The sequence below is a fragment of the Pseudomonas frederiksbergensis genome, from assembly GCF_035751725.1.
Lineage (GTDB): Bacteria > Pseudomonadota > Gammaproteobacteria > Pseudomonadales > Pseudomonadaceae > Aquipseudomonas > Aquipseudomonas frederiksbergensis_A.
The window spans coordinates 5929419-5943597 of sequence record NZ_CP142104.1; the positions used below are offsets into that span (position 1 = coordinate 5929419).

Genomic DNA, 14179 nt, shown 5'->3' on the forward strand with positions numbered 1-14179 from the left:
CACCCTAGAATGCCTCGATGCGCGATGATCTCTCCCTTTTGCTGAACTCCCTAAACGATGCCCAACGCCAGGCAGTTGCTGCCTCCGTGGGCCGTCAATTGGTCCTGGCTGGTGCCGGCTCCGGCAAGACCCGAGTGCTGGTGCACCGTATCGCCTGGTTGATCCAGGTCGAGAACGCCTCGCCCCATTCGATCCTGTCGGTGACCTTTACCAACAAGGCTGCTGCCGAGATGCGCCATCGCATCGAACAACTGATGGGCATCAACCCGGCCGGCATGTGGGTCGGTACGTTCCACGGGCTGGCCCATCGCCTGTTACGGGCCCATTGGCAGGAAGCCGGGCTGAGCCAGACTTTCCAGATCCTGGACAGCGACGACCAGCAACGCCTGGTCAAGCGCGTCATCCGCGAACTGGGCCTGGACGAGCAACGCTGGCCGGCCCGCCAGGCCCAGTGGTTCATCAACGGGCAGAAAGACGAAGGCCTTCGCCCGCAACATATCCAGGCCAGCGGCGACCTGTTCCTGGCGACCATGCGCAGCATCTACGAAGCCTACGAGGCGGCGTGCCAGCGTGCCGGTGTCATCGACTTCTCCGAACTGTTGCTGCGAGCGCTGGACCTGTGGCGCGACCACCCGGGGCTGCTGGAGCACTACCAGAGGCGCTTCCGACACGTCCTGGTGGACGAATTCCAGGACACCAACGCCGTTCAATATGCGTGGTTGCGCCTGCTTGCCAAGGGCGGCGACAGCCTGATGGTCGTGGGCGACGACGACCAGTCGATCTATGGCTGGCGTGGCGCCAAGATCGAGAACATTCATCAATACTCGGCGGATTTTCCCGATGCCGAGGTGATTCGCCTGGAACAGAACTACCGCTCCACCGCTGGCATCCTGAAGGCCGCCAACGCGCTGATTGCCAACAATACCGGCCGCTTGGGCAAGGAATTGTGGACCGACGGCAACGAAGGCGAGGCGATCAATCTCTACGCCGCGTTCAACGAACACGATGAGGCCCGCTATGTCGTGGAAACCATCGAGAGTGCGTTGAAAACCGGCCTGGCCCGCAGCGATATCGCCATCCTGTATCGCTCCAACGCCCAATCGCGGGTGCTGGAAGAGGCCTTGCTTCGCGAGCGGATCCCCTACCGTATCTATGGCGGCCAGCGCTTCTTCGAACGCGCGGAAATCAAGAACGCCATGGCCTACCTGCGCCTGATCGAAGGCCGCGGCAACGACGCGGCCCTGGAACGGGTAATCAATGTGCCGACGCGCGGCATTGGCGAGAAAACCGTCGAAGCGATTCGCGACCATGCCCGCCATAGCCACGTGTCGATGTGGGAAGCCATGCGCCTGCTGGTGGACAACAAAGGCGTCACCGGCCGTGCCGCCGGAGCTCTGAAAGCGTTCATGGACTTGATAGAAGACCTGGCCGCCAAGTGCAGGGAAATGCCGCTGCACCTGATGACCCAGACCGTCATCGAGCAATCCGGCCTGATCGCCTATCACGAGGCGGAAAAAGGCGAAAAAGGCCAGGCCCGGGTTGAAAACCTCGAGGAGCTGGTCAGCGCCGCGCGCAACTTCGAAAATACCGAAGAAGATGAAGACCTGTCCCCCCTGTCGGCCTTCCTCGGCCATGCCTCCCTTGAGGCAGGCGACACCCAGGCCGATGAGCATGAAGACAGCATCCAGCTCATGACCTTGCACAGCGCCAAGGGCCTGGAGTTCCCGTATGTGTTCCTGGTAGGAATGGAGGAAGGGCTGTTTCCTCACAAAATGAGCCTGGAAGAGCCTGGGCGCCTGGAAGAGGAACGGCGGCTGGCCTACGTAGGCATCACTCGGGCCATGCAGAACCTGGTGATGACCTACGCCGAAACCCGACGGTTGTATGGCAGCGAGACCTACAACAAAGTGTCGCGATTCGTACGTGAAGTGCCGAAGGGCCTGATCCAGGAAGTGCGTCTGTCCAACAGTGTCAGTCGACCGTTCGGCGGCAGCCAGCAACAAAGCGCCAGCAGCCTGTTTGGCGGCAGCGACATTCCGGAAACCGGCTTCAGCCTGGGCCAGGCCGTACGCCATTCGGTATTCGGCGACGGGGTGATCCTCAACTTCGAAGGCGCCGGTGCCCAGGCCCGGGTCCAGGTCAACTTCAGCGAAGGCAGCAAATGGCTGATGCTGGGGTATGCCAAGCTGGAAGCGATCTAAAGGCATTGCAGGAACCCTGTATGCGACCTTGCTCCCCACAGGGTTCTGGGACCGCCAGAATATTTCCGATAGAACTTGTTTACCTTTCCTACAGCCCAAAGCGAACAGGCCCGCTTGCGTAGCTGAACCTGAACCTTACCTGTCACGCAAAAGCCCGAAACACTCTGCCGCTAGCCAGCAACAGTTCACCTGTGCAACATGGCGCGCGTGCTATCCACAAATGGGAATGCCTTTATATGAAACGTTTTCTTAGCATCGCCATGGCGTTGTGCATCGGCCTGACGATGGCCATCGACGCCAATGCCGCCAAGCGTTTTGGCGGTGGTAAAAGCTCGGGCGCAGCCCCGACTCACCAGACCAGCCAGATGGCGCCGTCGTCTGCCGCCGGGTCTACTGCCGCCACCGCGGGTGCGGCCGGTGCTGCTGGCGCGGCCACCAAGGCCAGCGGCGCTTCGCGCTGGCTCGGCCCTCTGGCCGGTATCGCCGCCGGTGGCCTGCTCGCCTCCATGTTCATGGGCGACGGCTTCCAGGGCATGCAGATCTTCGACATCCTGATCATGGCGGTCATCGCCTTCCTGGTCTTCCGCTTCATTGCCGCTCGTCGTCGCAAGCAGCAGGAGCAACTCGCTCCGGCCGGCCACGCGCCAATGCAGCGTGAAGTGTTCGACCAGCAGCCTGCCAGCGGTTCGATCTTCGGTGGCTCGGCAGCGCCTGTGGCCGCTCGTCCGGTCATCAACGCGCCGGCCTGGTTCAACGAGCAACGCTTCATCGAAGCCGCGCGCAACCACTTCATGGCCCTGCAACAGCACTGGGACGCGAATGAGATGGACAAGATCTCCGAGTTCGTGACCCCGCAACTGCTGGAGTTCCTCAAGCGCGAGCGGGCCGAGCTGGGTGATGGCTTCCAGTCAACCTACATCGACAACCTGCAGGTGCAATTGGATGGCGTCGACGATCGCGCCGACAAGACCATCGCCACCCTGACCTTCAGCGGTGTATCGAAGGATTCTCGCTTCGACAAAGGCGAAGCGTTCAGTGAAAGCTGGAACATGGAGCGCGCGCAGGGCGACGACCAGCCTTGGCTGGTGGCAGGTATTCGCCAGAACGGTTGAACCTTTGCCCGTTTTGCATGTTGAAATAAAAGAACCCCGGCCCAGGCCGGGGTTTTCTATTTCGCGGTTGCATCTATGGCGAGCTACTGTATAAACCGCTCCATATAAACCCGCGCCATCGAGAAAGAGGATCCCCGGACGTGGAAGAAATTATCGAACAATTGCGTGAAGCCAACGAGCCCGTACCGGTCCCGCTGGAGTTGCCCGACGAAGACTTGCTGGTCGAGATCGAGGAACAACTGTTCATCGATATCCCATTCGTCTTCAAGGAGTTTTTGCTGACCGTCAGCGATGTCGTTTATGGAAGCCTGGAACCGGTGACCGTCACCGATCCGCAATCCCACACCTACCTGCCGGATGTGGCCGCCAACGCCTGGGATGCCGGTGTCGACCGCAGCCTGATTCCGATCTGCCAGGACGGCGACGACTATTACTGCGTCGAAGAAGACGGCACCGTGGTGCTGTGGCAAGCAGACGAAGAACTGATCGCCGAAGAGACCTGGGAATCGGTCTGGCACTGGGCGCGGGATGTCTGGTTGGAAAGCTGATTCGCCAGCGTCCGGTGCAGGTCAATGCCCGGACGATCCCTTGTGATTGTCCAGCGTTTCGAGCAAGGCGACCTGCATCCGCGTATGCAGGCGGATAAACCAGCGCCAGAGCAGTGCCGCCACGGCTATCGCCGCCACCGCGATCAATACCAGCCACTTGTTGGTCGGCAGGATACTGGCCGACAAGGCTGCCAGCAGCAGGAAGATCACCAGCAGCGAAAGGAGCGGGATCACTTCGGCGATCACGCGTCGCACTCGCTGGGTGTGGCGGCCGGCCATCTCCGGCTTGACGCCCATTTCGGCCAACAGCATCGACAAGGCCTTGAGCTTGCGGTACGCCGCGATCAGGAACGGCAGGGACAAGAACAGCGCGCCGCCCCAAATCAACGCGTTTTGCCAGCTGGCATTGCTGACCCATGCCTGCAGATACGCTGACATTCGTTCGGCGAAATATCCTCCAGAGACAAAAATCGCGATAACCAACGCCAGGTTGACGCCGACCTGCAGCATGATTCGCCTGATCATGGAGGCCAGCATCGCGCCTTCACCCTGGGGCTGGATGCTGCGCAACCATTCGCCATACATGCCCAGCACACGCTTCAATCGTAGCGGCATCGCCGACGCCAACCTGACCGATAACGGATCAGCGCCCCGGATCAGGTACGGGGTCAGCAATGTCGTGAGTACCGAGACGGCCACCGCCACTGGATAAAGAAAATCGCTGGTGACCTGCAAGGTCATCCCCAATGAAGCGATGATGAAAGAAAATTCGCCGATCTGCGAAAGTCCCATCCCGACTCGCAGTGAGGTGCGTCCGTCATTGCCCGCGATAAAAGCACCCAGCCCACAAGACAGCATCTTGCCCAGTACCACCGCACAGGTAATCACTGCGATTGGCCAGGCGTACTGAAGCAAAATGGCCGGGTCGAGCATCAGCCCGATGGCCACGAAAAATATCGCGCTGAACAGATCGCGGACCGGCTCCACCAATCGTTCGATCTTCAACAGCTCACGGGACTCGGCCATGATCGCGCCGATCAGGAACGCACCGAGCACCATGCTGTATTCGAGATTCACCACCAGCAGGCAAAAACCGAAACAAAGCCCCAGCACGGTAATCAACAGCATCTCGTTACTGTCGAACTTCGCTACGTAAGCCAGCAATCTGGGTACCAGCAGAATGCCGATGACTAACGCTACGATCATGAACAACGACAGCTTTCCGACCGTGGAAAATACCTCGCCGGGACTCACCGTACCGCTGACGGCAATGCTCGACAGCAACGCGATGATGCCAATGCCGAGGATGTCCTCGACAATCAATACCCCAAAGATCAACTGCGCAAACCGCTCGTTTTTCATCTTCAAGTCATTCAAGGCCTTGACGATAATCGTGGTCGAGGAAATCGCGAGGATCGCGCCGAGGAACAGCGAGTCCATGGCGCTCCAATCGAACCAGCGGCCGATTTCATAGCCGATCCAGATCATCAATACGATCTCGAGGAACGCCGCGATAAACGCCGTGGCTCCCACCTTGAACAGCTTGCGCAGGCTGAACTCCAGGCCCAGGCAGAACATCAGGAAAATCACCCCGAGCTCGGCCAGGGTCTTGATCGTCTCTTCGTCGTGGATGAAACCGAACGGCGGTGTATGGGGGCCGATGATGAAGCCGGCGACAATGTAGCCCAGCACCACCGGTTGCTTGAAGCGATGAAAAAGTACGGTGACCAACCCGGCCGCCAGCATGATGATCGCCAGGTCTTGAATAAAACTGATGGCGTGCATAGTGGGGCTCCTTGTCGAAACGACTCTTTGGGGAGTCGGGTAGATCCGTTCCTTTTGTAGGAATTACCCGGCATTGACGGGCTTTTGCAGGTTAACACCGGGACTTCTTGCAAAAAGACGGTGCAATATATGGAAACAGATCCACCCAAGCGTGACGGCAAGCCCTGGCGCAGCGTCCCGATAGGAGTGGCTTGAACCTGGTACTTGGTAAACCACACTCCAGCGCCCGCAGAGGCGCCCCCTTGAAACTGCTGCCTTGAACCGTGAGAACGTTATGGAACCCGGAAACGCCCAGCTGTCGATGACGGTGTTGATGACCCCCGATATGGCCAACTTCTCTGGCAATGTCCATGGCGGCACCTTGCTCAAGTACCTGGATGAAGTGGCCTACGCTTGTGCCAGCCGTTACGCCGGCCGATACGTGGTGACCCTATCGGTAGACCAGGTGATTTTTCGCGAGCCAATTCATGTCGGCGAGTTGGTGACCTTCCTGGCGTCGGTGAACTACACCGGCAACACGTCGATGGAAGTGGGCATCAAAGTCGTGACCGAGAACATTCGTGAGCGCTCGGTTCGCCATACCAATAGCTGTTTCTTCACCATGGTTGCGGTGGACGACCAGCGCAAGCCCGCCCCCGTCCCGCCGCTGCAACCGCAGAACAGCGAAGAGAAACGCCGTTACGAACAAGCGCAGCAACGCCGCCAGATTCGCCAGGAACTGGAAAGGCGCTATCAGGAAATCAAGGCGGACGGGCCTTAACCAGCCGCCGCGAGCCTTGTGGGAGCGAACTCGCTCCCACGGGGAGTTCCATCGATCAAAGGCTGATCGGCGTGGCTTCGAAGCGCACGCGCGGATGGGCGATGCGGTCCTGGGCGCGGACCAACTGTAATTCGTAACTCGCACACGCCTGGGTTTCCAGCAGCACTTCATGCACGGCCGCAGCGGTGAACTCGAATGCCGCCACCAGGCTGTCCCCCAACAGTATCCGTGCCAGGAACAACCCCGACGTCAGGTCGCCGACCCCAACAGGTTGGCGCGGGAACGCCAGCAAGGGACGGCGCAGGTGCCATCTGCCTTCAGCCGTTACCAACAGCATCTCGAAGCTGTCTTCGGGCTTGCCGGGATAAGCCAGGTGCTTGACCAGCACGACTTTCGGGCCACGGGCCAATAGCGCACGGGCCATGGCCAGGCAATCGAGCAATGATTGCGCCTTGCGACCGCAGAAGCTATCCAGCTCCAGTTGGTTCGGGCACATGATGTCAGCCACGACAGCGGCTTCTTCCAGCAGGAACTCGCTCACCTCGGGCGCGACAATGCAGCCCTTCTCCGCGTGCCCCATGACCGGGTCACACAGATACAACGCCTTGGGGTTGCAACGCTTGATCCGCGCCACACCCGCCAGGATGGCTTGTCCCTGGGCTGCACTACCCAGATAACCGGACAGCACCGCATCGCAATTGCCCAGCTCGCCAATGGCCGCGATACCCTCTACCAACAGCGGTATCTGCGCCGGCGCGAGCACTTCTCCGGCCCATTGCCCGTATTGCGTGTGATTGGAAAACTGCACGGTATTGAGAGGCCACACGTTGACGCCGACCCGCTGCATCGGGAACACGGCGGCACTGTTGCCGGCATGACCGAATATCACATGGGACTGGATGGCAAGCAGATGAGGCGTACGTTTCATGCGGGAAATTTCCGTAAAACGAATGAAATTCAAGCCGCGCAGTATGCGACTAAACACAGCCTGTACGACAGACCGGCGACACAGTTAAGCTGAGGGCAACTTGTTGGAGCACTTTGTTCATGCTGACCCTTGGAAACATCTTCGTGCTGATGCTGCTGGCTACCGGCGGCGCCTGGCTGTGGCATAACCATGGCTTGCGCGAGCGGGCCTTGGCGCGGGTCATGCAACATTGTGCCAACCTGAAAATCGAACTGCTGGACGGCAACGTGGCCCTGCGCAAGATTGGATTCGTCAAGGACGCCAGTGGGCGGCGGCGCCTGGCGCGTATCTATAACTTCGAATTCACGGTGACAGGCGAAACCCGTCATTGCGGCACCGTCACTCAGTTCGGTGCCCACAGCGTACAGATCGAACTGGCCCCCTATCCGATGCCGTTCGAAGAGGCCCCGCCTACGCCGATTGAACCGGTCCAGACGCGGCCCAGGGCTGAGGTTATCGAGCTGAGCCAGTGGCGCCAGGAACACAATAAATGGAAGCCTTGAAACGAGGCTGATTCAGGCACACCGAGCGCTCATCAGGCCCGCTTGCAGGCGATCGATGTCTTGCGGCTGATCGAAAATCAGCTCGATCCGTGAGTCCTCACGCCACTCACTCGCTTGCCACTCCAGCGCCGCCCCCTCCAGGGCATTGGCTGAAACCCAACCGTCGACGCTGTGGATAACCATCTTCGCGCGTTTCCAGTCCTGGTCTTGTAGCCAACGCACCAGCGCCGCCGCGTCGAACTGTTGGCTGGGGTGCCAGCGCCAGCCGATACTCCACGCACCGTCCTGCTGCTGATACAGGCAGATCGGCAGCCTTGGATCGGTCCATCTGGCTGGCATCTGTCCCAGGCTTCGGGGCAGGCTCATGTTATCCACAGCCCCGCTACCCCGAGCCGCCTGGCCTGGCAATCGGTCGATCGGCAACACTGCGTGCTGCGTCCAATACAACGCCCGCCCAGGCAACTGAGCCGACAGCTGTTCACGGTCAGCCTGTGTCAGGGTCTCGGATTTGTTCAACACCAACAGTCCAGCATCCGCCAGGGTTTGTCGCTGCGCATCGGGCAACGGCTTACCATCTGCCATTGCCCGGGCATCCAGCACCAACACACAGGGTTGCACCGCCAGCACACCCAGCCATGGCGCTTGGCTCAGTTGGCGCAACAATTGCGCCGGATGGCCCAGGCCCGAGGGTTCGATAAACAGGCGATCCGGCCGGGCCTTGCGCAATAAACGCCCGAGCCCGATCTGGAACGGCGCTCCGTTGACGCAACACAAGCAGCCGCCGGCCACTTCGCCCAATGCGATACCATCGCCAGCCTGGGTCAGCAATGCGGCATCCAGGCCGATCTGACCGAACTCGTTGATCAGCACCGCCCAACGCTCATTAGCCGGGCGCTGAGCCAGCAGATGCCTGATCAGGCTGGTCTTGCCAGCGCCCAAGGGACCGGCGATGACATGGGTGGGAATGTGCTGCAACATAATCGACGGTTTTCGATGGAGGTGGACATGCGGATGATCGGCTGGTTACTACTGGCATTGACGTCGAACCAGGCATTGGCCCAGGCCTGCGTGGTTCACAGCCAGGCGGAGCGGCTCGATGTGAAAGTCTGCCAGCAGAACCGCAACATTCCACAGAAGCTGTTTGCCGATGGTTTCTGCCAGCCAAACCTTGCCGGCCAGAAGGTCGAGGTGCAATACCTCGATCAATGTCCTGGCGGCGCGTTTGGCGTTTGCAGTAACGCCCAAGTCGCCAATATGCCCTACCGCCAGGATATTCACTATTACGGCGTAGCAAGCGATGCCGCTTATTTGCAGCCATTTTGCGAAGGGCAAAGCCAGGGCACCTGGCTCAAGCCTTAAGCCAACCAGTCCAGCGTGAGAATCAGCCGGCGCTCCCCCGGTGCGGGTTCCGGCGAGCGGTGGATCAGGCCAGCGCCCTCATTGCCATGCCATTTTTCGCCTTTAAGCAAACCGACATCACCGCAACCGAACTGCTGGATGATTTGCGGATCCACCGGTTCGGCCTCAGGTTGCGCCAGGCGCCGGCGATCCATGACCCCCTCCTCAAGCCACTGGCTGCCGACACCCGCATAGGTGGTCAGCAACCGCACTGGCACGTGGTCAACGTGAAAGCGCGGGCACATGGCTTTATCCAGCGTGCGCAGACGCAGCCCGACACGTTGGGCGCCCAACAGGCATGCGAATGCGCTGACCAGCCAGGAGACGTCGGCAATGAAACCTTCATAGCCGTGCAGGTCGCTGAAACCTGCAGCCAAACCGTGCAGCGCTGGCTGGGTGTCCTCTTCCGGCAGATCGAGCACCCGTGATTCGGCCAGCGGCTGGTCCAACGCAACTACCAGTGCCGCAAAATCGCCGATGTGTGCGGGAAGCTGGCGCTGCCAGACCGCCAGGTTCGTGCCCTCGTCCAGGATCTGCGTGAGTATCCCCGGCGTATCGCCTTGGACCTGCCGTGTTCGTAGTGTCCTTTTCAGATTCGGCGCGAGCATTACGCTACCGCCTCTTCATGCCATGGGCCGAACGGATCGGGCAACAGCCGCCAGCTTTCGACGCCGAGGGCCATTTCCGCGTCGGTGAGCAGGCAGGCGTCCAATTCGGCGGTGAGTTGATTGAAGTCGATGTCCTGGCCAATGAATACCAACTCCTGACGACAATCGCCTGTGGCGGCACGCCAGTTTTTCATGATCGCCGCGGTGCTCTCTTCGTCCTGCGGCCACTGGTTTTTCGGTACGAACCGCCACCAGCGCCCGGCGAAACCATGGCGCATCAAGCCACCGGCCTGGGACCAACTGCCCGCCTCCTCAGGTTTGCTTGCCAACCAAAAGAAACCCTTGGAACGCAAGAGTTTGCCGTTGGGCCAGGGACGGTCGATAAAGTTGAAGAAGCGCTCGGGATGAAACGGCCGATGTGCCCGGTAGGCGGTCGAGGCGATACCATATTCCTCGGTTTCAGGCACATGCTCGCCTCGCATTTCCTGTAGCCAGCCAGGCGCCTGGGCAGCACGCTCGAAATCGAAAAGGCCCGTGTTGAGGATTCGTCCCAGCGGAACCTGTCCCATGACCATGGGAATGATCTGCGCCTGGGCGTTGAGGCGCTGCATGATCGCGATCAGCTCTTCCCGCTCCTGCCGGCTGATCAGGTCAATCTTGCTAATCAAAATCACGTCGGCAAACTCGATCTGTTCGATCAACAGATCGGTGACCGAGCGTTCGTCGTCATCTCCCAGCGTTTCGCCCCGTGACGCCAGGCTTTGCGCAGCTTGGTAATCCAGAAGGAAATTCACCCCATCGACGACAGTTACCATGGTGTCGAGTCGCGCCACATCGGCCAGGCTTCGGCCTTCTTCATCACGAAAAGTGAAGGTTTCGGCCACTGGCAACGGTTCGGAGATGCCCGTGGATTCGATCAGCAGGTAATCGAAGCGCCCCTCCCTGGCGAGCTGTCCGACTTCTTCGAGCAAGTCCTCGCGCAACGTGCAGCAAATGCAGCCGTTGCTCATCTCCACCAGCTTTTCTTCTGACCGGTTCAAGGTGACATCCCGCTGGACTTCGCTGCCATCGATGTTGATCTCGCTCATATCGTTGACGATTACCGCGACCCGCAAATTGTCTCGATTACGCAGGACGTGGTTGAGCAGCGTGCTTTTACCAGCACCCAGAAATCCAGACAGTACGGTTACGGGAAGGCGGTTGGGCATCGGTATATCCTCATCGGGCGGCCGCTTCGATGACGGCTCGTGACCTGGGTTTGGCTATTTTCAAGGTTCGGTCGAACCAATGTTATAATATAACGATACACTTCAGCCAGCCCCGCCGTTCCATTGATCTGAGATCAATCCATGCGCATTCATTTGAAATTGATAGTGGCGAGCCCTTTATTGCTATGGACATTCGTCGCTTCGGCCCAATCTCCGCTCTTGGCAAACTGCACCCGTAGCGCAAATTTGCTCGCGTGTGTGGACCTGCAAGGCAATGCCTATAGCGTCGCGACGGCTGGCAACACCACCTACTTACGAGGTTTTGAAGCCGTCGGTCGGCGCTACTGGGCACAAACGAATAGCCGTTACGGTCAGCTCACGTTCTTCACGGGATTGGCTTCGGATGGTGAAAGTTGGGTGGGATACAGTCGGCGCGTGGGCTGGACGACGCTCAACCGCTTTTCTAGCTCGGGCGGTAGCCAAGGCGCATTTACCTGTGGTCGCATGAACGGTTGCCAGAATTCATCACGCTAACGTTTCACGTGGAACATGAGCAAACGGGAGGTAGATGAAACTCGTTTCATGGAAAAGGTTTCTTAAAATTCACTGTTATAATATAACATTGAATTTCAGCTCTTCGATGGATCTTGACCATGAACGCTTTAACGCTGCCGGACGTGGCTGCCCAAATCTCACGTCAACCCCTACCCCTTGATTGGGTTGGCATGTGTGGCGTCGCGACACCGGTATTGATTGATGGCCAACGTTTAAGCGCAATGGCCGACGCTGGCGTCAGCCTCGATGATGGTGAGGCGCGAGGCATTCACATGTCACGCTTATATCTGGCGCTGGGCTTGTTGGAAGATACGCCGCTTTCCCCGGCGCTGTTACGCCAAATCCTCCAGCAATTTCTCGATAGCCATGAAGGCTTGTCCCAAACAGCGTCCCTCAACTTGCATACCGATCTGCTGCTTAAACGTCCGGCACTTATAAGTCCTTTGGCTGGCTGGAAACGCTATCCGGTGAGCATTGAAGCCCAGCTAAAAAACAAAATGTTCCACGTGGAACTGCAGATTCAGATCCCCTACTCTTCGACGTGTCCCTGTTCGGCAGCACTTGCTCGGCAACTGGTGCAACAGCAGTTCGTTGATGACTTTGCCAACAAGCAGCTTGAGCATGCCGAAGTCCTCGCTTGGCTGGGGTCGTCGAATGGCATTGTCGCAACCCCGCATAGCCAACGCAGCACGGCGACATTGACCCTACGGCTGGACGCCGGCGTTAAGGAATTTGCGCTGCAGTCGCTCATCAACGAAGCTGAAGCCGCCCTAGGCACCGCAGTACAAACCGCCGTGAAGCGCGCCGATGAACAAGCCTTCGCACTGGCTAACGGCCAAAACCTGATGTTCTGCGAAGACGCTGCCCGGCGATTAACGACGGCTCTGGCCCGGTCACCCCATATCGTCGCGCTGGACGTGCGCGTCGTTCACGCCGAGAGCCTGCATGCCCACGACGCAGTGGCTCGAAGCAGCTGGACGCGGGGCGCATCATGATCAGCTGCACAGCACTGCGCTGGGGTGCTCCCGGACGACCACTCACGCCGCCGCTAGTCATGGCGCGAGCGGAAGGCAGCCTCACCGCGATCATCGGGGCCAACGGTTCGGGCAAAAGCAGTCTTTTGAAAGTGCTCGCAGGATTGCAAAAACCGCTGTCCGGCCAAGTCAGCCTGGATGTTCCACGCCGTGGCGGAGTTTCGTTCCTGCCGCAGCAACAACATCTGGACCGGCAATTTCCCATCAATCTGCAAGAGTTGGTGGCCGCCGGGTCCTGGGGAAATCGCCACACGCCAGCCATGCGCCGACAGTTGCTCCAGACGGCGCTGGACGACTGGGCGCTGAGCGGCCTCCAGCATCGTCCGTTGATGGCTTTGTCGGGAGGCGAGCTGCAACGCGCCCTACTCGCTCGCCTGAGCTTGGCCGAAGCGCCGCTCCTATTGCTCGACGAACCCCACGCTGCCCTCGATGAACAAGGCCAGGCCCTTCTGTGGAAACACATTCATCGCTGGCATGCCGAAGGCAGGACCATCATGGTGGTGTGTCATGACCTGGCGGCGGTACGCCAACATGTTCCCCATACACTGCTCATCAAAAACACCGGTTGCGTGTTGGGCCGCAGTGTCGACCTGATCGCCCAACAACCCCATGCGTGGGTGGCCTGATGCTTGCTGCCGTACATCTCTGGCAACCGTTCCAAGAGTTTGTCTTCATGCGTCGGGCTTTGCTGGGTGGCTTGGTGTTGGCGTGCAGCACAGCTCCGCTAGGGGTGTTCCTGATTTTGCGGCGGATGAGCCTGATCGGCGACGCCGTGGCTCACGGCATATTACCTGGCGCGGCCTTGGGCTTCTGGTTTGCCGGACTGAGCCTGCCAGCCTTGACCATCGGAGGCCTGGGCGCGGGCTTGAGCATGGCCGGGCTCGCTGCCTGGATTACCCGGCGTACCGGGCTGAGGGAGGACGCCAGCCTCGCGGCGATCTACCCCATTTCCCTCGCGGCGGGTGTATTGATCCTCGGTATGGCCGGCAAACGCCTGGACTTGCTGCACCTGCTGTTCGGCTCGGCCCTGGCGGTAGACGGCCCGACACTCACCGGCATGCTGTGGGTTTCCGGCGCCAGCCTGGCGGCGATGGCGTTGATCTATCGACCGCTGCTGCTCGACACCCTGGATCCGCTGTTCCTGCAGACCGTCAGTCGTCTCGGCCCGTTGGCCCATGGCGTGTTCCTGACCTTGGTGGTGCTGAACCTGGTGATCGGCTTTCAAGCCATCGGCGCGCTGATGGTGGTCGGCCTGATGATGCTGCCGGCTGCCGCGTCGCGATTCTGGAGCCGTCGCCTGCCGCTGCTGATGCTCATCGCCGCGCTGCTCGGTTGCCTCTCGGTCTGGCTTGGCCTGTTGCTGTCCTTCTATTACTCACTGCCCAGCGGACCGTCCATCGTACTGGTGGCCGGGGCGTTGTATTTGTTGTCGGTGGTATTTGGTCCGGTGCACGGCTTGCTGCGCCGGCCCCCCTTGCTTACATCCCAATGAGGTTTTGC

The 14179-nt window shown here is 59.7% G+C and carries 15 protein-coding genes; 10 read left to right on the plus strand and 5 right to left on the minus strand.

What is annotated here, in order from left to right:
* Window positions 1-17: 17 nt before the first annotated feature.
* The 3 genes from uvrD to VQ575_RS26770 all read left to right on the plus strand — a co-directional run bounded on the left by uvrD (window position 18) and on the right by VQ575_RS26770 (window position 3861).
* Entirely contained in the window at window positions 18-2201 is a 2184-nt protein-coding gene (gene uvrD / locus VQ575_RS26760; protein ID WP_039593241.1) for a DNA helicase II, read from the plus strand.
* 236 nt (window positions 2202-2437) lie between these two features.
* Window positions 2438-3313 (plus strand): Tim44 domain-containing protein, encoded by an 876-nt coding sequence (locus VQ575_RS26765; RefSeq protein ID WP_039593240.1) that lies wholly within the window; start codon window positions 2438-2440, stop codon window positions 3311-3313.
* A 140-nt stretch (window positions 3314-3453) separates the two neighbouring features.
* Window positions 3454-3861 (plus strand): SMI1/KNR4 family protein, encoded by a 408-nt coding sequence (locus VQ575_RS26770; RefSeq protein WP_039593239.1) that lies wholly within the window; start codon window positions 3454-3456, stop codon window positions 3859-3861.
* Window positions 3862-3882: 21 nt separating this feature from the next.
* Here VQ575_RS26770 and VQ575_RS26775 read toward each other — a convergent pair whose 3' ends face one another.
* A complete protein-coding gene (locus tag VQ575_RS26775; RefSeq protein ID WP_039593238.1) occupies window positions 3883-5646 on the minus strand; it encodes a cation:proton antiporter in 1764 nt (587 codons plus the stop codon).
* A gap of 274 nt (window positions 5647-5920) precedes the next feature.
* Here VQ575_RS26775 and VQ575_RS26780 point away from each other — a divergent pair, with 274 nt between their 5' ends.
* Window positions 5921-6406, plus strand: coding sequence for an acyl-CoA thioesterase (locus VQ575_RS26780; protein ID WP_039593237.1), 486 nt, complete (start codon window positions 5921-5923; stop codon window positions 6404-6406).
* A gap of 55 nt (window positions 6407-6461) precedes the next feature.
* Here VQ575_RS26780 and pdxY read toward each other — a convergent pair whose 3' ends face one another.
* A complete protein-coding gene (gene pdxY / locus VQ575_RS26785; protein ID WP_325918747.1) occupies window positions 6462-7334 on the minus strand; it encodes a pyridoxal kinase PdxY in 873 nt (290 codons plus the stop codon).
* 119 nt (window positions 7335-7453) lie between these two features.
* On the opposite strand from pdxY, the gene VQ575_RS26790 reads away from it, so the two are divergent.
* The gene (locus VQ575_RS26790; protein WP_039593235.1) at window positions 7454-7876 is read left to right on the plus strand and encodes a DUF3301 domain-containing protein; all 423 of its coding nucleotides are present in this window, start codon (window positions 7454-7456) and stop codon (window positions 7874-7876) included.
* Between the two features lie 12 nt (window positions 7877-7888).
* On the opposite strand, the gene VQ575_RS26795 is transcribed toward VQ575_RS26790, so the two are convergent.
* On the minus strand, window positions 7889-8854 hold the full coding sequence (locus VQ575_RS26795) for a CobW family GTP-binding protein (RefSeq protein WP_198725848.1): 966 nt from the start codon (window positions 8852-8854) through the stop codon (window positions 7889-7891).
* 27 nt (window positions 8855-8881) lie between these two features.
* Between VQ575_RS26795 and VQ575_RS26800 the strand changes: the two genes are divergently transcribed.
* Complete coding sequence (locus VQ575_RS26800; RefSeq protein WP_039593233.1) at window positions 8882-9235, plus strand: hypothetical protein; 354 nt, start codon at window positions 8882-8884, stop codon at window positions 9233-9235.
* On the opposite strand, the gene VQ575_RS26805 is transcribed toward VQ575_RS26800, so the two are convergent.
* Together VQ575_RS26805 and zigA are read right to left on the minus strand one after the other, a co-directional pair.
* Entirely contained in the window at window positions 9232-9882 is a 651-nt protein-coding gene (locus VQ575_RS26805) for a DUF1826 domain-containing protein (RefSeq protein ID WP_039593232.1), read from the minus strand. The genes VQ575_RS26800 and VQ575_RS26805 overlap by 4 nt on opposite strands.
* Window positions 9882-11090: a zinc metallochaperone GTPase ZigA gene (gene zigA, locus VQ575_RS26810; RefSeq protein WP_039593231.1), complete on the minus strand. Its 1209-nt coding sequence runs from the start codon at window positions 11088-11090 to the stop codon at window positions 9882-9884. The genes VQ575_RS26805 and zigA overlap by 1 nt, the downstream gene beginning before the upstream one ends.
* A gap of 141 nt (window positions 11091-11231) precedes the next feature.
* On the opposite strand from zigA, the gene VQ575_RS26815 reads away from it, so the two are divergent.
* The 4 genes from VQ575_RS26815 (at window position 11232) to VQ575_RS26830 (ending at window position 14171) form a co-directional block, all read left to right on the plus strand.
* Window positions 11232-11624, plus strand: a complete 393-nt coding sequence (locus tag VQ575_RS26815) for a glutamine synthetase (RefSeq protein ID WP_080942457.1) — start codon at window positions 11232-11234, stop codon at window positions 11622-11624.
* 119 nt (window positions 11625-11743) lie between these two features.
* Entirely contained in the window at window positions 11744-12640 is an 897-nt protein-coding gene (gene folE2, locus VQ575_RS26820) for a GTP cyclohydrolase FolE2 (protein ID WP_325918748.1), read from the plus strand.
* Window positions 12637-13305 (plus strand): metal ABC transporter ATP-binding protein, encoded by a 669-nt coding sequence (locus tag VQ575_RS26825; protein ID WP_045154568.1) that lies wholly within the window; start codon window positions 12637-12639, stop codon window positions 13303-13305. Before folE2 ends, VQ575_RS26825 begins: the two co-directional genes overlap by 4 nt.
* A complete protein-coding gene (locus tag VQ575_RS26830) occupies window positions 13305-14171 on the plus strand; it encodes a metal ABC transporter permease (protein ID WP_045154569.1) in 867 nt (288 codons plus the stop codon). Before VQ575_RS26825 ends, VQ575_RS26830 begins: the two co-directional genes overlap by 1 nt.
* Window positions 14172-14179: the final 8 nt, after the last annotated feature.